Origin of the sequence: Burkholderia sp. MSMB617WGS, assembly GCF_001532025.2 — a bacterium.
Classification (GTDB): Bacteria; Pseudomonadota; Gammaproteobacteria; order Burkholderiales; family Burkholderiaceae; genus Burkholderia; species Burkholderia savannae.
The window spans coordinates 597,086-620,267 of record NZ_CP013458.1; the positions used below are offsets into that span (position 1 = coordinate 597,086).

The 23,182-nt window shown below is 64.9% G+C and carries 26 protein-coding genes and 1 pseudogene; 20 read left to right on the plus strand and 7 right to left on the minus strand.

Going from position 1 to position 23,182, the window contains the following annotated elements:
• Positions 1-9 precede the first annotated feature (9 nt).
• Both WT60_RS22825 and WT60_RS22830 read right to left on the minus strand, forming a co-directional pair.
• A complete protein-coding gene (locus WT60_RS22825) occupies positions 10-762 on the minus strand; it encodes an AraC family transcriptional regulator (protein WP_038748047.1) in 753 nt (250 codons plus the stop codon).
• A 46-nt stretch (positions 763-808) separates the two neighbouring features.
• On the minus strand, positions 809-1,150 hold the full coding sequence (locus tag WT60_RS22830; RefSeq protein WP_038748049.1) for an FKBP-type peptidyl-prolyl cis-trans isomerase: 342 nt from the start codon (positions 1,148-1,150) through the stop codon (positions 809-811).
• 498 nt (positions 1,151-1,648) lie between these two features.
• Here WT60_RS22830 and WT60_RS22840 point away from each other — a divergent pair, with 498 nt between their 5' ends.
• The 3 genes from WT60_RS22840 to WT60_RS22850 all read left to right on the plus strand — a co-directional run bounded on the left by WT60_RS22840 (position 1,649) and on the right by WT60_RS22850 (position 4,244).
• Positions 1,649-2,557 carry a metal-dependent hydrolase gene (locus tag WT60_RS22840; RefSeq protein WP_038748054.1) on the plus strand — a complete coding sequence of 303 codons (909 nt, stop codon included), beginning with the start codon at positions 1,649-1,651 and terminating at the stop codon, positions 2,555-2,557.
• A gap of 569 nt (positions 2,558-3,126) precedes the next feature.
• A complete protein-coding gene (locus WT60_RS22845; RefSeq protein WP_038748057.1) occupies positions 3,127-3,546 on the plus strand; it encodes an MbcA/ParS/Xre antitoxin family protein in 420 nt (139 codons plus the stop codon).
• Positions 3,537-4,244, plus strand: coding sequence for an RES family NAD+ phosphorylase (locus WT60_RS22850; RefSeq protein WP_059671613.1), 708 nt, complete (start codon positions 3,537-3,539; stop codon positions 4,242-4,244). The genes WT60_RS22845 and WT60_RS22850 overlap by 10 nt, the downstream gene beginning before the upstream one ends.
• Before the next feature lie 87 nt (positions 4,245-4,331).
• Here WT60_RS22850 and WT60_RS22855 read toward each other — a convergent pair whose 3' ends face one another.
• On the minus strand, positions 4,332-5,066 hold the full coding sequence (locus WT60_RS22855; RefSeq protein WP_038748062.1) for a metallophosphoesterase: 735 nt from the start codon (positions 5,064-5,066) through the stop codon (positions 4,332-4,334).
• 121 nt (positions 5,067-5,187) lie between these two features.
• Between WT60_RS22855 and WT60_RS22860 the strand changes: the two genes are divergently transcribed.
• The 15 genes and pseudogenes from WT60_RS22860 to WT60_RS22935 all read left to right on the plus strand — a co-directional run bounded on the left by WT60_RS22860 (position 5,188) and on the right by WT60_RS22935 (position 17,056).
• Positions 5,188-5,841 (plus strand): DUF1345 domain-containing protein, encoded by a 654-nt coding sequence (locus WT60_RS22860; protein WP_038748065.1) that lies wholly within the window; start codon positions 5,188-5,190, stop codon positions 5,839-5,841.
• A gap of 143 nt (positions 5,842-5,984) precedes the next feature.
• Entirely contained in the window at positions 5,985-6,446 is a 462-nt protein-coding gene (locus WT60_RS22865; RefSeq protein ID WP_038748068.1) for an SRPBCC family protein, read from the plus strand.
• A complete protein-coding gene (locus WT60_RS22870) occupies positions 6,430-6,795 on the plus strand; it encodes a metalloregulator ArsR/SmtB family transcription factor (RefSeq protein ID WP_059581213.1) in 366 nt (121 codons plus the stop codon). Before WT60_RS22865 ends, WT60_RS22870 begins: the two co-directional genes overlap by 17 nt.
• A gap of 228 nt (positions 6,796-7,023) precedes the next feature.
• Positions 7,024-7,222 (plus strand): annotated as a pseudogene (locus WT60_RS22875) (hypothetical protein); the annotation flags it as partial.
• A 671-nt stretch (positions 7,223-7,893) separates the two neighbouring features.
• Entirely contained in the window at positions 7,894-9,483 is a 1,590-nt protein-coding gene (locus WT60_RS22885; protein ID WP_059581216.1) for an amino acid adenylation domain-containing protein, read from the plus strand.
• Positions 9,480-9,740, plus strand: a complete 261-nt coding sequence (locus WT60_RS22890) for an acyl carrier protein (RefSeq protein ID WP_038748080.1) — start codon at positions 9,480-9,482, stop codon at positions 9,738-9,740. The genes WT60_RS22885 and WT60_RS22890 overlap by 4 nt, the downstream gene beginning before the upstream one ends.
• Positions 9,741-9,834: 94 nt before the next feature.
• The gene (locus tag WT60_RS22895) at positions 9,835-10,740 is read left to right on the plus strand and encodes a chlorinating enzyme (protein WP_059581219.1); all 906 of its coding nucleotides are present in this window, start codon (positions 9,835-9,837) and stop codon (positions 10,738-10,740) included.
• A gap of 18 nt (positions 10,741-10,758) precedes the next feature.
• Positions 10,759-11,541 (plus strand): alpha/beta fold hydrolase, encoded by a 783-nt coding sequence (locus WT60_RS22900; protein WP_059671612.1) that lies wholly within the window; start codon positions 10,759-10,761, stop codon positions 11,539-11,541.
• A gap of 7 nt (positions 11,542-11,548) precedes the next feature.
• Positions 11,549-12,232 (plus strand): RraA family protein, encoded by a 684-nt coding sequence (locus tag WT60_RS22905; RefSeq protein ID WP_059671611.1) that lies wholly within the window; start codon positions 11,549-11,551, stop codon positions 12,230-12,232.
• A 14-nt stretch (positions 12,233-12,246) separates the two neighbouring features.
• Positions 12,247-13,191, plus strand: a complete 945-nt coding sequence (locus tag WT60_RS22910) for a branched-chain amino acid transaminase (RefSeq protein WP_038748091.1) — start codon at positions 12,247-12,249, stop codon at positions 13,189-13,191.
• Complete coding sequence (locus tag WT60_RS22915) at positions 13,188-14,030, plus strand: thioesterase domain-containing protein (RefSeq protein WP_038748093.1); 843 nt, start codon at positions 13,188-13,190, stop codon at positions 14,028-14,030. Before WT60_RS22910 ends, WT60_RS22915 begins: the two co-directional genes overlap by 4 nt.
• Positions 14,027-14,920, plus strand: coding sequence for an acetaldehyde dehydrogenase (acetylating) (locus tag WT60_RS22920; RefSeq protein ID WP_038748095.1), 894 nt, complete (start codon positions 14,027-14,029; stop codon positions 14,918-14,920). Before WT60_RS22915 ends, WT60_RS22920 begins: the two co-directional genes overlap by 4 nt.
• The gene (gene dmpG / locus WT60_RS22925; RefSeq protein WP_038748096.1) at positions 14,917-15,960 is read left to right on the plus strand and encodes a 4-hydroxy-2-oxovalerate aldolase; all 1,044 of its coding nucleotides are present in this window, start codon (positions 14,917-14,919) and stop codon (positions 15,958-15,960) included. Before WT60_RS22920 ends, dmpG begins: the two co-directional genes overlap by 4 nt.
• Before the next feature lie 48 nt (positions 15,961-16,008).
• A complete protein-coding gene (locus WT60_RS22930; RefSeq protein ID WP_038748097.1) occupies positions 16,009-16,416 on the plus strand; it encodes a cupin domain-containing protein in 408 nt (135 codons plus the stop codon).
• 37 nt (positions 16,417-16,453) lie between these two features.
• Positions 16,454-17,056, plus strand: coding sequence for a LysE family translocator (locus tag WT60_RS22935; RefSeq protein WP_059581226.1), 603 nt, complete (start codon positions 16,454-16,456; stop codon positions 17,054-17,056).
• Between the two features lie 76 nt (positions 17,057-17,132).
• On the opposite strand, the gene WT60_RS22940 is transcribed toward WT60_RS22935, so the two are convergent.
• A complete protein-coding gene (locus WT60_RS22940) occupies positions 17,133-18,164 on the minus strand; it encodes an autoinducer binding domain-containing protein (protein ID WP_038748101.1) in 1,032 nt (343 codons plus the stop codon).
• Between the two features lie 752 nt (positions 18,165-18,916).
• Positions 18,917-19,771, minus strand: a complete 855-nt coding sequence (locus WT60_RS22945; protein WP_038748103.1) for an AraC family transcriptional regulator — start codon at positions 19,769-19,771, stop codon at positions 18,917-18,919.
• 93 nt (positions 19,772-19,864) lie between these two features.
• On the opposite strand from WT60_RS22945, the gene WT60_RS22950 reads away from it, so the two are divergent.
• Entirely contained in the window at positions 19,865-20,458 is a 594-nt protein-coding gene (locus WT60_RS22950; protein ID WP_038748140.1) for a LysE family transporter, read from the plus strand.
• Between the two features lie 240 nt (positions 20,459-20,698).
• Here WT60_RS22950 and WT60_RS22955 read toward each other — a convergent pair whose 3' ends face one another.
• Positions 20,699-21,109 (minus strand): winged helix-turn-helix domain-containing protein, encoded by a 411-nt coding sequence (locus WT60_RS22955; protein WP_059581232.1) that lies wholly within the window; start codon positions 21,107-21,109, stop codon positions 20,699-20,701.
• A 251-nt stretch (positions 21,110-21,360) separates the two neighbouring features.
• Between WT60_RS22955 and WT60_RS22960 the strand changes: the two genes are divergently transcribed.
• Entirely contained in the window at positions 21,361-22,617 is a 1,257-nt protein-coding gene (locus WT60_RS22960; RefSeq protein ID WP_060355677.1) for an alpha-hydroxy acid oxidase, read from the plus strand.
• A 44-nt stretch (positions 22,618-22,661) separates the two neighbouring features.
• On the opposite strand, the gene WT60_RS22965 is transcribed toward WT60_RS22960, so the two are convergent.
• The gene (locus tag WT60_RS22965; protein WP_038748104.1) at positions 22,662-23,117 is read right to left on the minus strand and encodes a YbaK/EbsC family protein; all 456 of its coding nucleotides are present in this window, start codon (positions 23,115-23,117) and stop codon (positions 22,662-22,664) included.
• Between the last annotated feature and the right edge of the window lie 65 nt (positions 23,118-23,182).

The window sequence follows — 23,182 nt, forward strand, 5'->3', positions numbered from 1 at the left end:
CCGGAAGGCTCAGTGCCGGCCGCCGCGCCACCGGCCGGGCGCGAGCCCGAACCGTTTCGTGAATGCGTGCGTGAACGCGCTCTGATCGGCGAATCCGATTTCGCCGGCGATGTCGGCGAGCGAACGCTTCGGATCACCGAGCAATACGACGGCGGCGTCGAGCCGCAACCGCTGCAGATAGCGATGCGGCGTCTCGCCGAACGCGTCGCAGAAGAGCTGATGGAAGCGGCGCATGCCGAAGCCGCAGTGTGCGGCGAGATCGGCGATGCGCAGCGGCTCGGCGAGATGCGCGCGCAGCCAGCGATCGATCCGCGCGAAGTCGAGCCCGGCGGCGGGCTGCATCGACGAAGCGCCGCCCAATTCGCCGACGAGCGCGCCGCATAGCCGTGCGGCCGCCTGCCAATGGAGGCGCCGGGCCGACAGCGCGTCGACGCGCGCCGCGAGTTCGCCGACGAGCGCCGTGAGGCCCGGATCGATCGCGATCGTCTTCGCGCGCTCGAACAGCCGCTCGGGCACGGCGAGCGAGCCGAGCGGCAGGTCGAGCACCAGTTGGCTGTTGTCGGCGAGCCCCGCGTATTCGTGCCGCGAGCCGGCCGGAATCAGCCATGCGGAGCGGCGGTCGATCCGCTCGTCGACGCCGTCGACCATCATCGTCATCGCGCCGTCGACGCCGAGCACGATCTGATGGAAGTCGTGCACGTCCGATTCCTGCACGGCGCCGTAGCGGCGCAGCGAGAGAGTCGGCGAAGCGAAGCGGGCCATGATGCGGCGACGGTCGGCGACACGGGGGCGACGGGCGGCGCCTGCGTCAGACGTCGAGCAGTTCGACTTCGAACACGAGCGTCGCGTTCGGCGGAATCACGCCGCCCGCGCCGCGCGCGCCGTAGCCGAGCTGCGGCGGGATCGTGAGGCGGCGCACGCCGCCCACCTTCATCCCCTGCACGCCTTCGTCCCAGCCCTTGATGACCATGCCGCCGCCGAGCACGAACGCGAACGGGTCGTTGCGGTCCTTGCTCGAATCGAACTTCTGGCCGTCGGTGAGCCAGCCGGTGTAATGGACGCTCACAGTCTGGCCCGCTTGCGCTTGTGCGCCCGTGCCTTCGGTCAAGTCTTCGTATTTGAGGCCGGATTCGGTGGTGACGGCTGTCATGAAATGCTCCTGATTGAAACGAAATGACCGCTATTGTAGGGGAGCCGCGCGAACTCGGCCGGATTTCGCGGCGCGCCGCGTTCGCCGCTTCGCGCGATGCGGCAAAAATGCGCCCGGCGATCGCGTTTGCAAGCCCGGGCGGCGGCCCGCGCCGTCGCGCCGAAACCCCCGCTGCACGGGGCTCACGGGCCGGCCGCACGGCGCTTCTCGCGCGGCCGGCGTTTGGAAGGCCGCCACTAACTCGCGCCTTGCCTATCCGCGGCTCCTCGCCATATTGTTTCAGTTATTAATGTAAAGGTCGGCGGCCGCACGGCGGGCGCGCGAGGCCGGGGCCGCTCGATGCGGCGGCCCCGGCGTGCGGAGCCGGAAGCGCGCGATCGACGTCGATCCGTCGGCCGCGCGAGCGTTCGCCGACGAACGCGACGAGCGCGACGCCGGCCGGATGCCGGGCATGGCTCGCATCGACGCCGTCCTCGGCCGCCCAGACAGGAGACATCGATGAATCAACCCGCGAAGTCGACGGACCCCGTGTTCGTCATGCCCGTGCGCCGCGACCTGCGCTTCAATTTGCCGGTCGAGCGCGCGACGGATTGGCATGGGCAGGGCTCGCAAGTCTCGCACTTCTTCAATGCGCTGTCGCTGCTGTTTCCGGCGGGCGAGCGTTTCTTCATGGATTCGGTGCGCAACTACCGCGACCGAATCGACGATCCGGTGCTGAAGAAACAGGTGCTCGGCTTCATCGGCCAGGAGGCGATGCACACGCGCGAGCACGTCGAGTACAACGATCTGATGCAGGCGCACCGGTTGCCGGCGCGCACGATCGACAGGCGCGTGTGGAAAGTGACGGGCTGGATGAAGAAGGTGCTGCCGCATTCGGTGCAGCTCGCGCACACGGTCGCGGCCGAGCACTATACGGCGATGCTGGCCAACTGGCTGCTGACCGAGCCGTCCGCGCTGGCCGGCTCGCATGAAGGCTACAAGCAGATGTGGCAGTGGCACGCGCTCGAGGAAACCGAGCACAAGGCGGTGTCGTTCGACGTCTGGAATGCGGTGATGAAGCCAGGGCCGAAGCGATACCTGATCCGCATCGGCGTGTATTTGCTGACGACGATGACGTTCTGGCCGAACGTGTTCCTGATCCATTCGCAGTTGATCCGTTGGGACCGCACGTCGGACAAGAGCGTGCGCGGCCTTTGGCGCGTGGTCGGCCTGCTGTACGGGCCGCGTCGTGGACTGTTTCCGAAGATCGCGCGCGAGTGGCTGAGTTTCCTCCGGCCGGGCTTCCATCCATGGGACTACGACAACCGCCATCATCTCGCGCGCGTCGACGGCATCGTCGCGGCGACGCAGGCGCGCGCGGCGCTAACGCTGCCGCCGATCGAGCTCGACAGCGCGGAGCCGGCGTGAGCCGGTGAGCTCGCGGGCGGGCCGTCGCACTGGCGGCTTGTCCGGTGCGGCATCGCGGCGCGCGGCGTGCGTTCTTCATGCGCTTTTCGTTCGCACTCGCGCGCGCTCCGGCCTATTTTTTTACGCTCCACGCGCGCTCCACGCGCTCCACGGCGCGCCGGGAAACATATCCGCGAGCGCGCTGCATCGGCCTCCCTTCATCCCGATTCCGTTTCTCGCCGGCTGCTCTTCCGGCAGCTTCAGCTCATCCCGCGCACGCGCGAACGCATCCGGACATTTCGCGCGCGTGAGATCCGCATTTTTCGTCGCCCGAGCGGAGGCCGACGCTCGACCGCCAGGCGCGTTGCCGTCTCGCGTGCCGGCGTCGAATGGGCCACGCGCGATTCGCTGCGAGTGCCGCGCGCACGGGCGCGCAAGCCGGCGAGGGCGGCGGCGCGGAAGGCCGCATATGATTTCCGACCCCACTAATTCACCCAATCCGCAGCTTATTGGGATCAGCCATTATTTTCCTTGTAAAGATCCCGAAATGGACTAATATTGTTAGTAGATTCATTTTGAGACTAACTGCCATGTCCCGTCCTGCTTTGAAGCCGCTGCCGAATCCGCCGGAGGCGACGGTCGCGCAAATGTCGGCGGCCGGCCTGCGCGCGTTCTTCAACATCGCGCGCGACTGGGAGCTGTCGACCGACGAGCAGATCGTCCTGCTGGGCTCGCCCGGCCGCTCGACGTTCTTCAAATGGAAGGCGTCGCCGCAAACCGCGCGCCTCACGCACGATACGCTCGAGCGCCTGTCGCTCGTGCTCGGCATCTACAAGGCGCTGCAGATCCTGCTGCCGCAGCCCGCCGCGGCGGACGCGTGGGTCAAGCGGCCGAACGACGCCGCGCCGTTCAACGGCAGGCGCGCGCTCGACCGGATGCTCGCGGGGAACGTCAGCGATCTCGTCGCGGTGCGCCAATATCTCGACGCGACGCGAGGCGGATGGGCGTGATCTTTCCCGAACGGCAGACGAACTGGCCCGTCGCGGCGCTCGACTGGGCACCCGCCTACCGCGTGATCCCCACGCGCTTTCCCGCGATCAATCTGTTCGACCGCGTCGCGTCGGCCGAGGATTTCGACGCGCTGTACGCGCTCGAGGCGTTGACCAACGATCGCGTGCGTACCGAGGTGGGCGTGCTCGGTCTCGTGCCGCCCGACGAGCGGCGCTTCGGGCCGGGCTACGGGCCGATCATGGCCGCGTTCACGCACCTGAATCCGAACGGCAGCCGTTTCTCCGACGGCAGCTACGGCGTGTTTTATTGCGCGCACACGCGCAACACGGCGATTGCGGAGACGCGCTATCACGCGTCGCTGTTCCTCGCGGCGACGAAGGAGCCGCCGATGCGTCAGCAGATGCGTCTCTACACGGTGGCCGCGCACGGCGAGGTCGCCGACCTGCGCGCGTGGCGCGAGCGCGATCCGGCGCTTCTCGATCCCGCCGACTATGCAGCCGGGCAGGCGTTCGGCCGTGCGGTGCGCGAGGCGGGCGGCGCGGGCGTCGCGTATCCGTCGGTGCGGGACCCGGGAGGCGAATGTCTCGCGGCGTTCAGGACGCTGCTGCTGCGCGATTGTCACCACGCCGCGTATCTCGAGTACAACTGGAACGGCGCGGCGATCGACGCGGTGTTCGAGCTGAGTCAGATCGGCTGACGATGCGGGCGGCGCGCGGCGGGACGCCCGGCGCAAGGCAGCATCGTTGCGCCGTCGCGGCTCCACGGTGGCGCCGCGGCCCGCGCATCAAGGCAGCGGCACGTCCGCCGCGCCCTGTTGGCGCGCGGCCGCGACCGACAGCGACCAGCTTTCGCCGCTGCGCGTGTCGAGCAGCGTGAGCCGGCCCGACGGATCGAACGCGCCGGTGTCGATGAACGTCTGCGCGCCGATTCGCACGACGTCGTGCATCGGCGTGTGGCCGCAATACGTGGTCGACATGCCGATCTGGCGTGCGGCCGGGTCGGTGCGGCCGTACGCGAGCTCGCGGCCCCACAGCAGGCGTGTGATCACGTCGGGCGCGTAGTCGCCGCGATCGAGGTCGGCGTCGCTGCCGAAGAATTCCGCGTGCAGCACGTTGAAGCGCTCGCCGCCTTCGCCGACGACGCGCACGAGCGGCAGTTCGCGCAGCCGTCGCGCATAGCATTCGAGCGTCGCGACGGGCAGGTCGGACGCCCAGTCGCCGCCGATGCGCTTCCAGACGCTCATCGGCAGCCTGCCGTCCGCGACCGAGCACAGCACGTCCTCGTGATTGCCGAGCACACAGTGGAACCACGGGCGCTCGAGCAGCGCGAGCGCCGCTTCCGACTGCGCGCCGCGGTCGACGAGATCGCCGACGGAGAACAGCCGGTCGCGCGCCGGATCGAAGCGCACGGTGTGCAGCAGCACGCGCAGCGGTTCGACGCAGCCGTGCAGATCGCCGACGACGAAATCGCGGCCGGCATGGTTCGCGGTATGGCGACGGATCAGGGGAGCGGTGTCCATTCGCCCATCTTAGGACACAGCCGCCCTTGGCGCAGCGGGACAACATGACGATAATCGCTGCGACGCGCCGCAGCAGCGGCGTGGTCTTTCACTCGACTTTCGATCGTCTCGACGAGGAATCATGACGCTTTATCCGCAAGTGCTGCGCAATCGTCCGCGCATGATGATCGCGGCCGCCGCCGGCGTCGCGTTCGGCCTGCTGTTCCCGTATCCGCTGCGGCCGTTCGCGCGTGTGCTGATCGGCTGGGATTGCACGATCTGGCTGTATCTCGTGCTGATGTGGGTGCGGATGGTGCGCGCGCAACATCACAGGGTGCGCGAGATCGCGATGCGCGAGGACGAGAACGCGACGATCGTGCTGACCATCATCTGTTTCGCAACGGTCGCGAGCATCGCCGCGATCGTGCTCGAGCTCGTCAGCGCGAAGAGCGTCGGATTCCGCTACGGCCTCGGTCATTACGCGGTGACGGGCGCGACGATGTTCGGCGCATGGTTCCTGATTCCGACGATCTTCACGCTGCACTACGCGCGGCTCTACTATCTGTCGCCGAAGGACGCGCGCGCGCTGTCGTTTCCCGATCGCGATCTCGAGCCCGATTATTGGGATTTCCTGTATTTCTCGTTCACGATCGCGGTCGCGTCGCAGACGTCCGACGTATCGCTGCGCGGACGATCGATCCGGCGCGCGGCGCTCGCGCAGTCGATTCTGTCGTTCTATTTCAACATGGCGGTGCTCGGGCTGTCGGTCAACGTCGCGGCGGGGCTCCTGAGCTGAATTCGATTGCGCCGACGTCGCATGCCGCGTCAGCCGACACATTCGCGCCGGCGCGGCGAGGCGGCGCATGCGATTTCCGGACAGGCAGCCGTTTCCTTGCATTTCACGAGTGCGCGGCCTAATGTGCAGCCAGGAGGCTGCATATGAACACATCGACCGATCGTATCGAAAGGCGGATCGTGCTGAGCGCGCCGCGCTCGCGCGTGTGGCGCGCGCTGACGAACGCCGACGAGTTCGGCGCGTGGTTTCGCGTCGATCTCGCAGGGCAGACCTTCGAGGCGGGACGCCACGTCGAAGGCCGCATCACGTATCCCGGTTACGAGCATGTAGTGTTGCAGATGCGGATCGAGCGGATCGAGCCGGAGCATCATTTCTCGTACCGCTGGCATCCGGCCGCGGTCGATCCCGCGCTCGACTACTCGCAAGAGACGCCGACGCTCGTCGCGTTCGAGCTCGCCGACGTCGAAGCCGGCACGTTGCTCACCATCATCGAATCGGGCTTCGACAAGCTGCCCATCGAGCGCCGCGCGGATGCGTTCCGGATGAACGGCGGCGGCTGGGACGAGCAGATGAAGAACATCGCCGTACATGTCGACGCGCGCTGACGGCCGGCCGCCGCGCGCGCCGCTCAAGCGCGCGCAGTTGCGCGATTGCGCGACGGTGTTCGCCGCGCTCGGCGACGAGACCCGCTTGCGCATCGTCGCCGCGCTCTGCGCGGGCACGGCGCTGTCGATCGCGCGGATCACCGCGGGCACCGACATCACGCGCCAGTCGGTCACGCAGCATCTGCAGGTGCTGGCGGACGCGGGGCTCGTGCGTGACGCGAAGCTCGGGCGCGAGCGGCTGTGGAGCTTCGAGCCCGCGCAGATCGATATCGCGCGGGCGGCGCTCGACGCGATCGGCCGGCGGTGGGATCAGGCGTTGCTGCGGCTCGAGCACGCAGTTCAGGCATGATGGCTGCGCTTGCGGCGCGCCGCTTCGCTTTCGCGGCGGGAACGGTCAGTTAAACGAACGATCGTCGATGGACGAACCGTTTCGCGCACGGCCGATGCGAGTGCCGTTTCGAAGCGGTCGCGAACGTCTCGCGAAATATCTCGCCACGCGGCTACTTGCCGTCGTGCGCGCTCCGCCTGGCGCATGGAGATAGTCCCGCTCGCCGCGCTCATCCGGCGCGCTCGGCGGCAGACGCCGAATCGAGTGGCGAGACGCGCGGGCATCGCTTGCCTGTCCGATTTCATGACCGCACGGAATCGCGATCGATGAAGGGCGGCTCGTGCAGCTGCTCACGCGCCAGACGCACGACGTGCTGCAGCCGGTTCACGCAGTCTATCGCCGCAATACGGCGATCTCGTCGCGCATCGCATCGTTCGTCGATTGTCTGACATCTGACGAGATGAAACGCATCGGATCGCAACGCGCTCGGCGCGGAAGTGCCGGGCGCCTAATCGGCGAATGCGTCGGGCCTGCAGCGACACGCGCTTGCCTCCTCTTTTACGATCGCATTCAACGCGAAACCGCGCTTTTCCGCTCTTGCTAAAGAATTCAACCGCGCGCAGCGGCATGCTTTGAATCATCCATTTATTTAGGCAGCCAAAAATACATCAACAAACGCTTAAATATCAGGTTCGGAGCTTATTCTTGAATCGCGCTGAAATCGTGCGGACATATTCTGGAAGTGATCTAAGTATTTCCGCAGGGAATTTCATCTAGCCTATCAATCAACGAATGCGGCGACGAACGACACGCATTCGAGCCGACGTCGAGCAACGCGCATTCCGCCTGTTCGACGTGCGCTCGCCAGCATTGCATCCGGGTGCGGGCGCGTCCGCTTCATCGGCGGATCGGCGGTGCAGCGGCAGAACGATTCGAACAAGCAGCCAGCAGTCTGAGAGAAAGCAGCACGCAGTCAAATGACGAGGGGCCGGTAGTCGACGGCGAACGAACGTGCATCGCAAGCGCGCATGCAGGGTCGTTCGCCCGTTAGCCGGTGCGCAATGCCGCCTGAATCTCGAAGGTGCCCGTAAAGAGACATCGCAAAGAGGATTCATTCAGATGGCCAGACACATCGTTCAAGCAATCCAGTCTCATGCGTTCGCCACGCCGTATAAATGCGCGTTGTCCGATTCTCGCGGCGATCTCGGCTACGCCGATCTCGACAGCTTCAGCACCCGTTTCGCGATGCGCCTGCAGGATCTGGGCTGCCGCCCGGGAGATCGCGTCGTGATGCTCGCGAGCCGCCGCGCGTTGCTCGTCGCGGCGATCGTCGGCGTGTTCAAGGCCGGCTGCGTGCACGTGCCGCTCGATCCGCGCATGCCGACGGACCGCCTGCGATACATCCTGCACGACGTCGCGCCGGCGCTCGTGATCGCCGACGAAGATCTGACCGAAGCGCTCGAGCACGCGTTGCCGTCGGCCGCGCCGATCCTGCCGCTGAGCGAGCTCGAGCGGCTCCTCGCCGACGCAGATTCGGCACGGCTCGACGCGCTCGTGCAGCCGTTGCCGCTGCCGCCGTTCGACGAAACCGCGATCGCATATTGCATCTACACCTCCGGCTCGACCGGCCGCCCGAAGGGCGTGCTGATCAACCACCGCAGCATCGCGGATTTCTTCGAAGGTACGCGCGCCGTCTACGACGTCACGTCGCAATCGAGATGCGCGAGCTTTTCGCCGCTGCATTTCGACGTGTATCTGATGGACATGATGTTTCCGCTCGCGCAGGGCGCGTCGCTGTACGTGCACGACGACGTGAACGCGCCTGACTTGCTGTTCGACGCGATCCGCGCGCACGACGTCACGCATTTCTCCGCGTGGGGCATGATGCTCGGCCTGATCGCGCAGGCGGACGCGTTCGAAGCCGCGCCGCTGCCGCACCTGAAGACGATCCTTACAGGCACCGACGTGCCCGACGTGAAGACGATCCAGCGCTGGCTGAAGAAAAACGCGGGCGTGCAGGTGATCAACGCGTACGGTCCGACCGAGGCCACATGCGCGGCGGTCGCGCACGTGATCCGAGAGGTCGAGCCCGAGCGGCGCGCGCTCTATCCGATCGGCAAGCCGCTCGAGCACGTGAGGGCGTTGCTCGCCGACGAGCGCGGCGAGCGGATCACGGCGCCGGGTGTGCCGGGCGAGCTGATGATCGGCGGCACGCAGGTCATGCAGGGCTATTGGAACTTGCCCGAGGAGACGGCGGCGCGGCTCGTTCGCATGAACGGCGTGCCGTTTTATCGAACGGGCGACGTCTGCACGTATCTCGCCGACGGCAGCCTGTATTACATGGGCCGCAAGGATAACGAAGTGAAGATCGGCGGTTACCGGATTCATCTGAGCGAAATCCAGCGGGTCGTCAACGGCGTGCCGCACGTGCATGGATCGGAGGTCGTGCTGCTCGAATCGCGCTACGGCGAGACGCTGCTTGCCGCGGGCGTGCTGCTCGAGCGCGGCGCGTCGCTCGACGCCGATTCGAAGGTCGACGAAATCAGGCGGCGCCTCGCGGCGGAGCTTCCCGCCTACATGGTGCCTCGCCACGTCATGGTTCTCGAGCAGTTTCCGCAGTTGTCATCGGGAAAGACGGATCGCAAAGCGCTTCTGTCGATATTGCAACACCGCGTCAATGAAAGTAACCAGGAGGAAGTGAATCCATGAAGACCGAAACGATGTTGATTCAGATTCTGGAGAGCGTGATCGGCGTCAAGAAGGTGACGGGCGATACCCGTTTTCTGGATATCGGCGGCAATTCGCTCAATCTCGTCGAAGTGCTGAAGCAGATCAAGGCGAAAACGGGCGTCGCGCCGTCGCCGAGGCTGTTTTTCGACAAGACGCGCTCGACGGTGGCGGCGTTGAGCGGCGAAATCGACGCACTGCGCGAGCTCAGCGGCGCCGAGGCCCCGGTCGCGGGCTGATTCCGGAGGGCGTTTCACGAGCCGCGAAAGCGGCGGCCGCGACAAGCGGATTTTTCAAGACATGGCTCTTTACGCCATATTTAGGAGAACTGAGATGCAAAAGCGTTTTCACATGTCGGAAGCCGAAAAGAAATCTTTTTACGAGAACGGCTTCGCCGGCCCGTTCACGCTGTACGAACCGGAGGAGATGACCCGCGTCTGGAACGAAGTGCGGATGGACCTGCTCGATGCGACGAAGGCGGCGTTCCCGAACAGCCGGCTCAACTATGACCGTCATCTCGACATGCCCGATCTGAACCAGATCATTAGTCATCCGAAGATCGTCGATCGGATCTCGAGCATCCTCGGCCCGGACGTGCTGAGCTGGCGAACCGAGTGGTTTCCGAAATACCCGGGCGACGAAGGTACCGACTGGCACCAGGCCGAGAGCTTCGTGGAGTTCGAAGGCACCGAGAAGCTCGAGCCGACGGCGGCGGAAGAAGGGCGGCCGTGGGAGCTGACCGCGTGGATCGCGATGAGCGAGGCGACGAAGGAGAACGGCTGCCTGAAGCTGATGCCGGGCAGCCACCGCACCTGGTTCTTCGACGAGAAGCGCAACATCCCGTTCGAGCCGGAGAACTTCAACAAGCGCGTGCTCGACGACGGCCAGAAATCAGGCTTCTACGGCTACGACTACGAGAAGCTGAAGCTCGATCCGAGCTGGAAGCCGGACGAGTCGCGCGCGGTGCACATGGAAGTGAAGCCGGGCCAGTTCTTCATCTTCACGTCGCGCTGCATGCATGGCTCGAATCCGAACACGAGCAAGGATTCGGTGCGTTTCGGCTGGGCGACGCGCTTCGTGCCGACGCACGTGAAGGTGTATTCGGGCCAGGAGTCGTTCCACCACTTCGGCGAAGTGCTGCCGCTCGACCGCTACTCGACGGTGCTGGTGGCGGGCGAGGACCGCTATGGCCATAACCGCGTGACGAAGCCGCTCGCCGCAGTTGCGGCGATCGCGTAAGCGAAGGAAGGCGCCGACATGAATGCATGCGAGGCCCGCTGGTTCCTGTTCGGCGCCGACGAACGGAAACCCGATGTACGAATCCGGCTGTTCTGCTTTCACTACGCGGGCAGCGGCGGCTCGATCTTCAGGAACTGGGTCGAGTCGCTGCCGGACGGCGTCGAGCTTGTCGCGGTGCAGATGCCCGGCCGCGAGAACCGGCTGAACGAGCCGCTGTTGCACTCGATGGACGAAGTCGCGTCTCCGCTCGTCGACGCGCTCGCTCCGCTGCTCGACCGGCCGTTTGCGTTCTTCGGGCACAGCACGGGCGCGCTGATCGGTTTCGAGGTCGCGCGGGTGCTGCGCGCTCGCGGATATCCGCAGCCGAGGCTTCTGATCGCGTCCGCGCAGAACGCGCCCGACGTGAAGCCGGAAGTGATTCGGCATCGGTTGTCGGATGCCGAGTTCGTCGAAGTGCTGCGCGGCTGCAACGGCACGCCCGACGCGATTCTGCAGGACCCGGCGCTGCTCGAGCTGCTGCTGCCGCGGATTCGCGCGGACGGCGCCGTGTTCGAGACGTACCGCTACGAGCCACAAGCGCCGCTCGATTGCCGGATCGTCGTCTTTCACGGCGTTCACGACGGCCTCGTGCGCGAAGACGGGCTCGCACGCTGGGCGAGCGAGACGCGGCAAAGCTTCGCACGCTACCGGTTTGCCGGCGACCACTTCTTCATTCACGACGAAGAGGCGTCGGTACTCGACCACATCAACCGCGAGCTCGAGCCGCTCTTGAGCGATGCGAGCTCCACTCTACTCGGATGACAGACAAATGGCGCAGTGGAATTCAGATGACGAGCTGTTCGCGCTGATGCGCGCCGAGCTCTCGACCTGCCCCGTCAGCGACGTGATGGAGCAGCTCGGGTTCGCGTACCCGATGCTGCCGCCGGAGATCCGCCCGCTGCGGCGGGACATGGTGATGATCGGCCGCGCGATGCCCGTGCAGGACGAGCCGCCCGTGCCGCACGGCGGTCTCAAGCGTTATGACGCGAAACCGTTTGGACTGCTGTTCGAATCGGTCGAGGCGTTGCGTCAGGGCGAGGTCTACGTCGCGAGCGGCGGCCCGACGGCCGTCGCGCGGCTCGGCGATCTGCTTGTCACGCGAGCGCGCAATCTCGGTGCGGCGGGTGTCGTGTTGAACGCGCACGTGCGCGACGCGAACGCGATTGCCGATCTGAACCTGCCGGCGTTCGCGCACGGCACGTACGCATACGGGCTGCAGGGGCGCCACAACGTCGTCGACTATCGCTGTTCGATCACCGTTGGCCACGTGCGAATCCGGCCGGGCGACCTGATCTTCGGCGACGGTGACGGCGTCTGCGTGATTCCGCGCGAAGCGGAGCAGGAAGTGATCAACCGCGCGATCGCGAAGAACCGGCTCGAACGCAAGGTTCGCGACGCGATCGTCGAAGGCCGCAGCGTCGTCGACGCATTCAATCAATACAACGTCATGTGAGGAGCGCAACAGCGATGAAAGCGAGCTACGTGTGGAAGAACGGCGAACTGGTGCCGTGGGAGCGTGCGCAGGTGCACGTGATGAGCCATGCGCTGCATTACGGAACCAGCGTGTTCGAGGGCGTGCGCGCCTACGAGATCGGCGAGAAGGCGGCGATTCTCTGCGGCCGCGAGCACTTCGAGCGCTTGCTGTTCAGCTGCAAGGTCGCGCGGATTCCATCGCCGATGAGCGTCGGGCAGTGGATGGAGGCGACGGTCGAGACGCTGCGCGCGAACGGTCAGCGCAGCGCGTACATCCGGCCGCTCGTCTATCGCGGCGCGGGCGAGTCGCTCGGGCTCGACGCGCGGCAATGCCCGGCCGAAGCGCTGCTCGTGACGATGCCGTGGGGCGCGTATCTCGGCGACGAGGCGCTGGAGCAGGGTGTCGACGTGCAGGTCAGCAGCTGGCGGCGCAACGGCGCGGGCGCGGCGAGCACGCTCGCGAAGATCGGCGGCCAGTACGTCAACGGCCAGGCGATCGTGATGGAGGCGCACGAGAACGGGATGAGCGAGGGCATCGCGCTCGACGCGAACGGTTTCGTGAGCGAAGGCAGCGGCGAGAACGTGTTCCTCGTCTACAAGAACGAGATCTTCACGCCGTCGATCGGCAGCAGCATCCTGAGCGGCATCACGCGCAATTGCGTGATTCGGATCGCGCGCGACCTCGGCTACACCGTGACCGAGACGAGCATCCCGCGCGAGATGCTTTATCTCGCCGACGAGATCTTCTTCACCGGCACCGCGGTCGAGATCTGTCCGGTGCGCTCGGTCGACAGGATGTTCGTCGGCGGTGGCAAGCGCGGCCCCGTGACGAAGGCGATCCAGGATCAGTACTTCGGCATCGTGCGTGGCACGCACGCGGACAAATGGAACTGGCTTACGCCCGTGCCGGTGCCGGCGCGCGACGGAGCGCGGTCATGAGCGCGCGCGAATCGGCGGCCGCTTCGCCGTGGCTGATCGTCCACGCGGCGCGGGATGCGCGCGTACGGCTCTTCTGCTTTCACTACGCGGGCGCGACCGCGTCGATCTTTCGGACGTGGCCGCGCGGCTTGCCCGACTGGGTCGAAGTGGTGGCGGTGCAACTGCCCGGCCGCGAGTATCGGCTGGGCGAGCCGCTGATCGAGGACGCCGAGCCGATCGTCGCGGCGCTCGCGGAGGTCGTGCCGCCGCTGCTCGATCTGCCGTACGCGTTCTTCGGCCACAGCATGGGCGCGCTGATCGCGTTCGACCTCGCACGCCTGCTGCGCGCGCGCGGCTTCGCCAAGCCTTCGCTGTTCGTCGCGTCGGGCCGCAGCGCGCCGCGTTTTCGCTGGCGGGACGCGGGCATTCAGACGCTGCCCGACGATGCGTTCATCGCCGCGGTGCGCGACTACAACGGCACGCCCGACGCGCTGATCGCCGATCCGGCGCTGCGCGACCTCTGGCTGCCCCGGCTGCGGGCGGATCTGACGATCTCCGCGACGTACCGATACGTCGAAGCGCCGCCGCTCGATTGCCCGCTGCTCGTGCTGCACGGCTCGAACGACGGCCTCGTGAGCGACGCCGGGCTGTCGGGCTGGCTCGCCGAGACGAGCGGAGCCGCGCGCTACGTCGGTTTTTCGGGCGGCCATTTCTTCATGCACGGCGAAGAAGAGGGCGTGCTCGGCGAAATCGGCCGCGAGCTGGAGCGTGTGCTCGCACGCGAAGCGGCGGGTGTGCAAAGCGGCATGCGCGGTTCGGCGGCGCGCATGCGTCATTTGACGGAGGAGAGCGGCATATGAAGAACAAATCATCGCGCACGCGCGTGGCGATCCTCGGGTCGGGCAGCATCGGGCTCGATCTGATGTTCAAAGTGAAGGCATCCGAACAATTCGATCTGAGGTTCGTCGTCGGGCGTAATGCGCAGAGCGACGGACTCAAGCTCGCGCGCAGCTGCAACGTCGAGACGTCGAGCGACGGTCTCGACTTCCTGAAGGAGAACGAGGGGGCGTACGACCTCGTGTTCGACGCGACGTCGGCCGCCGCGCACAAAATCAACAATCGCTTCTTCTCGGACGCGGGCAAGTTCGTGATCGACCTGACGCCCGCGAAGCTCGGCCGCCTGTGCGTGCCGTGCATCAATCTGGACGACATGGGCGCCGAGCAGAACGTGAACCTCATCACCTGCGGCGGGCAGGCGAGCCTGCCGCTTGCGTACGCACTGAAGCAGGCGGTCGACGAGATCGAATACCTGGAGGTGGTGTCGGCGATCGCGTCGCGCAGCGCCGGCATCGCGACGCGCGAGAACATCGACGAATACATGACGACGACCGAATACGCGCTCGCGAAATTCAGCGGTGCGAAGAAGACGAAGGCGATCCTCAACATCAATCCCGCCGAGCCCGGCGTGCGGATGCAGACCACGCTCTATGCGTACGCGCGCTATCGCGATTTCGATCGGGTGCGTGCGTGCGTCGCCGGCATGGTCGAGAAGGTTCGCGAATACGTGCCCGGCTATCGGCTTGTCGTCGAACCGCTCGAAAGCCAGGGCAGGATCACGATCGGCCTGACGGTGCGCGGGCGCGGCGACTACCTGCCCGAGTACGCGGGCAATCTGGACATCATCAATTGCGCGGCGCTCGCGGTCGCCTCGCATCGACATGCAACCGCCAGACAAGGAGCCACACAATGATACTGATCAGCGATGCGACCTTGCGCGACGGCAATCACGCGATTCGCCATCAACTGAGCGCTGCGCAGATTCATGCGTATGCGCGCGCGGCCGACGAGGCCGGCATCGACGTCGTCGAAGTCGGGCACGGCAACGGTCTCGGCGGTTCGTCGTGCCTGCTCGGACAGACGCCCATCGGCGATCGCCTGATGCTCGAGACCGCGCGCGCCGCGCTGCGCACGAGCCGGCTCGGCGTGCATTTCATTCCCGGGCTCGGCAAGGCGGCGGACATCGCGCTCGCGCTCGAGATCGGCGTCGACGTCGTGCGCGTCGCGACGCATTGCACCGAAGCGAACGTGTCCGCGCGCTTCATCGAGCAGACGCGACACGCGGGCCGCACAGCGTTCGGTGTGCTGATGATGTCGCACATGGCGCCGCCCGACGTGCTGCTCGCGCAAGCGAGGCTGATGGAGCGTTACGGCGCGCAGGCGGTCGTGCTGATGGACAGCGCCGGCTACTCGACGCCGTCGCTCGTGCGCGCGAAGGTCGAGCGCCTCGTCGACGGCCTCGATATCGACGTCGGCTTTCATGCGCACAACAATCTCGGGCTCGCGGTCGCGAACAGCCTCGTCGCGCTCGAGGCAGGCGCGCGCATCGTCGATGCCTGCGTGAAAGGCTTCGGCGCGGGCGCGGGCAACACGCAGCTCGAGACGCTCGTCGCCGCGATGGAACGCGAAGGGCACGGCGCGCGAACGACGTTCGAGCGCGTGATGACGCTCGCGCGCAGCACCGAGGCTTTCCTGAATCCGAAGACGCCGCACATCCAGCCGGCGAACATCGCGAGCGGCCTGTACGGCCTCTTTTCCGGCTATGTGCCGCACATCCAGAAGGCGGCGCAGGAGTTCGGCGTCAACGAGTTCGATCTGTACAAGCGGCTCGCGGAACGCAAGCTCGTCGCCGGCCAGGAGGACATCATCATCGAGGAGGCGAGCCGTCTCGCGCGCGAGCGGGACGTGCAGCGCGCGAGCGACGGCGTGCGGATTCGCGAGCTGTCCGCGTGAGCGCGGACGCATTTCACACGATCGAACGAGGAGGGAATCGTGACAGGTTTGAGCGAACGAGGTTTTGGTGCATGGGATCGAGTCGAGCGCGAAGTGCTGACCGATCGGATCGAGCGTCAGGTCGTCTCGGGCGACGCGCTGACGCTGGCGAAGCTGTTCCTGAAGAAAGGCGCGTTCGTCGGAACGCATTCGCATCCGAACGAGCAGTTCACCTACATCCTCGAAGGACGCCTGCTGTTCCGTTACGGCGAGCGCCTCGAGCACGAGGTCGAGGTGGGGCCCGGCGAGATCCTGCATCTTCCGGCGAACGTGCCGCACAACGCGTTGTGTCTCGAGGACGCGGTCGATCTCGACGTGTTTACGCCGCCGCGGGCCGACTGGCTCGCGCCGGACGGCAATCGCTACTTCGCCGGCGCACCGGCCGCGGCTTCGTCCGCGCCGGCGGCCGGCCGATGAACGACCACCATCGAAGCCGACGAACCGAGGAGGCGCCGTGCTCATCCAGGATGCATTGCTCAAGATGTCGTTATACGTGTCGCTCGTGCTGATCGTGCCGGGGCCGACGAACACGCTGCTGCTGTCGTCGGGCCTGAAGGCCGGCCTGCGCGGCACCTGGCACCTCGTGATCGCGGAGGCGCTGGGCTATGTCGTCGCGATCTCGCTATGGGGGTTCTTCCTGCTGTCGGTGGCGGCGAGCCGGCCCTGGCTCTTCGGCGCGATCAAGCTGCTGAGCGCCGCGTACATCCTGTGGCTCGCGGTCAAGATGTGGACGAAGAGCCGCGCGCTGCACGAGCTGACCGCGGGGCCGATCAGTTTCGCGGATCTGTTCGTCGCGACGCTGATGAACCCGAAGGCACTGCTGTTTGCGAGCACGATGTTTCCGCTAGAAGCGTTCCGGTCGCTCAGCTACTTCGGATGGGCGGTCGTCGTGTTCCTGATCGTGCTCGCGCCGATCGGCGTCGGCTGGTCGAGCCTGGGCGGGCTGCTGACGTCGCAGCGCTCGTGGGCCGCGCATACGTCGACGTTCATGCGCTGCGCGTCGCTCGTGCTCGCGACGTTTTCTGGATCGCTCGCGTATTCGGTGTTGGGGCGCTGAATCCGCTCGCGGGCGGGCGGCCCGCGAGCGGCCATCGACGATAGGAGAGACGGGCGGGCCGTGCGCCGCGCCCCGTTCATTCGGAGATGTAGCCCTCCGCCAGGAAACCGAGCTGCTTCGCCTTGTTCGCGCTCGTCTTGATGTGGCTGCTATTCATCTTCTTGTTGATCGACGTGAACAGCTGATAGACCGCATGTTCGTCGAGCTGTAGTTCCTCGGCGACGTGGCGCGCGTTGCCGCCCCTGCCGACGAGCCGCAACGCGACGAGTTCGCGACGGCTCAGCGACATTTCTCGGGCAAGCATCTGGCGCTGCGCCGTGACTTTCCATTCGAGCATCTCGGTCGCTAGTCCGCGCAGCGTTCGCCGGTTGCGCCAGATGATTTCTTCGCCTTGCGCGGGCGGCAGCGACGAACTGACGTGCAACAAACCGATCGTGTCGTCGTCGCGGCGGTGTGCAGGAAAGAACACGTTGCTGGCCAGGCCGAGCAATTGCGTCTGCTGATTCAGCCAATGATCGGACGGCAGCGTTGCGAGCGTCGACGCACGCAGCGGGCGCGTGTCGTTGCGTGCATGCGCGATGGCGGGATCGTTCAAATACCAATGGCGATGCACATAACGGTGTGCCCAAACGGGCGTTCCGCCGATTAATAATTCATGGTTCTTCAAGTTTCCGGTTTTCTCGTCGATTCTGAAGTAATGGTAAAAACAGTTTGTTGCGCCACATTCGGCGGCTGTGTTGCGCATTACAGTCAGTAAACCGCTTTCGCTGACGCATTCAGACGCGAATTCGGGTTGAATCGCCTTGTATTCGGTGGATTCCACGGTGTTTTCGGGAACGCCAACTACTGCTCGATATAGACTTTCGAGCTCCACCGAATAAGGATCGTGTTCGATGAACGACGTAACGGTCGCGCCGTCGAATAAATCCAGACGTTGCACGAACGATGGCTGGCGCGGCGCCGCGTGATGTCGCTCGAGCAAGTATCCTTGGGCCGCGTCGCCACATATCCTGAGCGATATCTGTTTGTCGCCGACAACGCCGTTGCGTTCCTGGGTGACGTCCATTCGCGCGTGTTCGATAGGAAATACGGTGCGATTTCGAGCCATACGCGCCAGGCCGTGCTTCGAGGATTCCGAACTTCATGACGATTCGCCGCGACCTACCGGAGCGCCGAGCTGATGGCGACGGGCGCGACGGGAAATTGCTCGCGGTGTGCGGGGTCGGAGGCATATGCCGAATTATGTCCTTTAACTTACTGCGACTATAGATTGGTTGGCAATACAAACTTTTAATTACTTGTATCGCTCTGAATGAGTAATTTGAGATTTGTAAATTTAGTTTTTTTGGTGGCCAATAAAATCGATGGAAATCGAATCGGAAAATTCCTAGATGACCATTCGATCCGCAGATGCACATCGAGATTCGACGAGGCGATTCTTCCGGCGATGCGTGCGGTTCCCGTCTCGACGTGAATGGATGGTTGTGCACTCAATCATCGACGGACGAGTCCCTATCGTCTCTCTGGCGACACGATCCCCATATGTGCTGGCACGCGACTTCGCCGGCCATGCGTTCCGATGGCGTGAGCTCGAACGGCGTTGGCTGCCGTCATCGAGATGCGCCAGCGCGATGGATGTCGAGTAACGAGCGGTTCGCAACGTTTGTCTCGCTGGTTGGTTTATGCGAAGCCAGGCGGATATGCCGCCGACGGCGCGCCGAATGTCGAGCGCGGCCGGATGGGCCGCGCGTGCGCGCAAGCGCTCGGACGAGGACGTCCGCATCCACCTGGTGGGCGGATGCGGCGGTCGGAAGAGGCGGGGCGAGGGGTGTTCGGCCGCCGCCGGGTGGTCGAATGTCTTTAGTGGTCTGCCTGGTGCTGCGAGCGCCGGCCGCGGACCGCGGAAATCCACGAACCCGGCGTGATGCCGTAAGTGCTCTTGAAGTGCCGCGACATATGGCTTTGATCGGAGAAGCCCGCGTCGGTGGACGAGGTCGACAGCGATTCGCCTTCCATCAACAGTTTGCGCACGAGATTGAGCTGCCGTTGAGTGCGAAAGCGGCTCGGGCTCGTGCCGAACAGCGTGCGGAACTGGCGGGCGATTGTCCAGCGGTCGAGCCCCGAGGCGTGTTCGAGCGCGTCCATCGAGATCGCCGTGTGCGGGCGGGACGCGATGATATCGCGTATGCGCGTCAATTCGGCCACGGCGAGCGTGCCGGTCTTGGGCGCGCCGCTGTTCGCGGCGGCGGCCGTCAGCAGGTTCGCGACGGCGACGGCGATGTCGAAGCGGGACAGGTTGTCGATTTCCTCGTCCAGGTTCCAGACGCCGGCTGCGAGTCCTTCGGCGACGGCGGGCGCCTGAACGATCGGTGAGCGGACGAACGGAAGCATGCGTCCGCCAAGGGCTTCCTGGACGAGCGCGGGGTCAACGTAGACGATCCGGTAGCCGAAGCCTTCGTCGGTTCCCGCGCGGCCGTCGTGCAGTTCGTCCGGGTGAAGGATATGGCACTGCCCCGGCAGGCAGTGGTGGGTTTCGCCGAGATAGCGGAAGGTCTGCACGCCCGAGAGCGTGATGCCGATCGCGTACGTGTCGTGACGATGGGGCGTGAACGCGTGATCGAGGAAGTGCGCCTCTGCGCGCTCGATGCCCGTGGCGCCGGAGCCGATCCGAATGTGGTTCCTGTCGGGCGCGGTGTCGCGTGCACAATCGTTCAAGACAGCCTCCGTGGCGCTTCCATAAGCTACCTGTTCAAAAAATGGTGCATTGGAGCCTCGATGGTAAACCAAGTCGATCTAGTTTCGGATATGTTGCGCTCACTTCTGGCCCTGCTCCTTGCGGCGACCGTGGTGATGGGCAGCCCCGGGCCGTCGACGGTCAGTGCGACGGCGATGGGCGCGTCCTACGGGGTGCGCAGGTCGCTCAAATATGCTTGGGGCCTCATTGCCGGCACGGTCGCCGTGCTGCTTCTCGTGTCGACGGGCGTGACGGCTTTCGTGATGTCGATGCCGAACGGCGCGAGGATGCTCAACATCATTTCCGCTGTCTACATTCTCTATCTTGCGTACAAGATTGCGACTGCGCCACCGCTCGACGCGCGCAAAGGAGACGTCTCGTCTCCCGCGTTCAAGGGCGGCTTCCTTTTGGCCGTCGCCAATCCGAAGGCGTACATCGCGATCGGCGCGGTGTTTGCAGGGACGACGCTCGTTGCCAGCAACTATGGCCTGGATGCTGCCGCCAAAATTGCCCTGCTGAGCGTGATGATCATCGTTATCCATCTCGGCTGGCTGCTGGCAGGCGTGTCGTTGTCCCGTTTCCTGCACGATCCGGTTGCGTCCCGCATCATCAATGTTTCCTTGGCGGCGATATTGGTGCTTGTTTCGCTGATTGCGCTATTCGAATGAAGTAATTGCCTTGGGGGCGTTATCGATTGCGGCTCTTCGTTTTCGTCTCGGCTCGGTTGGAGCGGCCGATTCGGCGTCGGAGCCGATCCGCTGTTCGCCGTCGGCGGTATGAGATTTGCGCCGTCGGCGCGCGCATTCGATCAGGCGGCCCGTTGGCATCGGAAGGGTGCGGGCGCTATCGCGATGCGATGCCGATGCCCGTCGGCTTGGGCATCGGTGCGGAGCGTCTTCGGCCGTGCATCAGCGTGCGGCGCGCGGGTGTTTTTCCATTCGTTGCAACGAGATGCCTAGCGTGCGCAACAATTCCCATCCACCGGTTTTGCTATATGCGACGCCGAATTCTCGCTCGATCAACATGCATACTCGCGCGACCGTCCACTGCGGGCTCGTGAAACCCGCCGCGAGCGCGCCGTCGTCGAGCATGGCGCGAAGTACCGCGCATTTTGCGGAAGTCAATCGCCTTGGCCGTCCCAGCGGCTTTGCGACATGCAACTCGCGTTGCGCAAGCCGTCTCGCCCATCTGCACACCGACTGCCGCGACACGACCAGCGTTCGCGCAACGTCGGCCTGAGACATGCCCATCTCGAGCAAGTCGAGACCCTTCATGCGCCGTTCGGCGACCGACGATCCTCTATCTTGCTTCGTGCCCATATGCTTTCACCATTTAAAAGTCATCGTTGATGAAATGGAGTGCTAAATAATTAAAAAATCAGTGAAAGGTCGATGAAAATAACATTAGAATGTCGATGAGACAGCTAGTGAAAAAATCCTGCCGAATCCGAGCCGCTGCCATGAAAACATGGCCGTAATGCCTCGGTGCGAGTGAGATGCATGCCCGCTACGGCGCCCGTGCATGGAAGAGGCGAACGCCCGCGTTGCGGCGGCGAATGGAGAGGGTCAAGATGAGCGACGTCGGAAAGGCATGGAACATCGATGATTTGAGAAAAATGGCGCAAAAACGGGTGCCGAAGTATTTCTTCGATTATCTGGACGGCGGCGCGAACAGCGAAACCACGATGCGCGCGAATGAAAGCGATTTCGCACGCTGGCGGTTGCGTCAGAAGGTGTTGACCGGGGCGCAGAGCAGTGCGGCGGGTTTGAACGCGACGTACCTCGGCGCCGAACATCGGCTTCCGATCCTGCTCGGGCCGGTGGGATTCGCAGGCATGTATTGGCCGCAAGGGGAAATCGCGGCGGGGCGTGCGGCCGACGAGGCGGGCATTGGTCAGTGCTTGTCGACGTTTTCGATCTGTTCGCTCGAAGATGTCGCCGCGGCGCGGTTCGGTCCGCTGTATTTCCAGCTCTACATGTTCCGCAATCGCGATCTGACCGAGGACATTCTCGTGCGTTGCCGGCAGACGAACGTAGACGTTGTCTTCCTGACGGTCGACACGTGCTACATCCCGATTCGCGAACGTGATGCGCGCAACGGTTTTCGCGCCGATACGCGTTTGTCGGCGCGAGGTGTGTGGTCGATGCTCAAGCACCCAGGCTGGTGCGTCGGCGCGCTGTCCAACGGAATGCCGAAAATCGGCAACGTCTTGCGCTATCCGGATCTCGGCGCATCGTTGCTCGAGCAGTCCGCGGCGGTCGGCCGGATGATCGACTCGCGTTTGTCTTGGGCCGACGTCAAGTGGTTGCGCGCGCGCTGGCCCGGCAAGATCGTCATCAAGGGCATTCTCGATCCCGACGATGCGCGGCGCGCGGTCGACGAAGGCGTCGACGGCATTCTGATTTCGAATCACGGCGGACGGCAACTCGATCCGGCGCCCTCGGCGATGGATGTGCTGCCGGAGATCGCCGACGCGGTCGGCAAGCGGACCGAGATTCTGATGGACGGCGGCGTGCGCCGCGGCGCGGACGTGATCAAGGCGCTGGCGCTCGGGGCGAGCGCGGTCTCGATCGGGCGCGCGTATGTCTACGGCCTCGGCGCGGCGGGCGGGAAGGGCGTCGAGCGGTGCCTCGAACTGTTGAAGAGCGAGATGCTGCCCGCGCTCAACATGATGGGCTTCGAATCGATTGCGGAACTCAGGGCGGCGGGCAAGTCGGCGTTGCGGATGGCGGGGGCGGTCCATCGTGCGGTGACGGCGGTTGCAAAACCGGAGGAAGCATCGCGCAAGCTGATGGAGCGTGCGCTGCAAGGCGCCGACAGTCATTGACGCACGCCGCCGCAACCGATAACCGACGGCGCGCGGCGCGCCGGCTATTTGCAGACGTCGACCCACTCTGCTTCGACGAGTTCGGCCAGCCGGACCGGATCGATGCGCAGCGCGGCGTGCGTCGAGCCGGCGGCCGGCACGACGAAATCGTACGATTTCAACATCACGTCGCAATAAACGGGCAACGGCGTCGAGAGTCCGAACGGACATACGCCGCCCACCGGATGGCCGGTGACGGCGACCGTTTCGTCCGCGGAGAGCATTTTCGCCTTGCCGCCCAGCGCGGTTTTGACTTTCTGGTTGTCGAGACGGGAATCGCCGCAGGATACGAGCAGCAAATGGGTGTCGCCGACCTTCATCGCGAGCGTCTTGGCGATCTGCGCGGGCTTGATGTCCCAGGCTGCCGACAACGTCAACGTGGAACTGCTTTCGTTCAAGGGAATGACGTCGATGTCCGGCGCCTTTTCCGCCAGAAACCGGCGAACCGATTCAACACTCATATTCTTTGCACTCCTTGCGGCCGACTTGTCTGTCTTCGCATGATCGGCGGGAGAAAAGGCTGGCT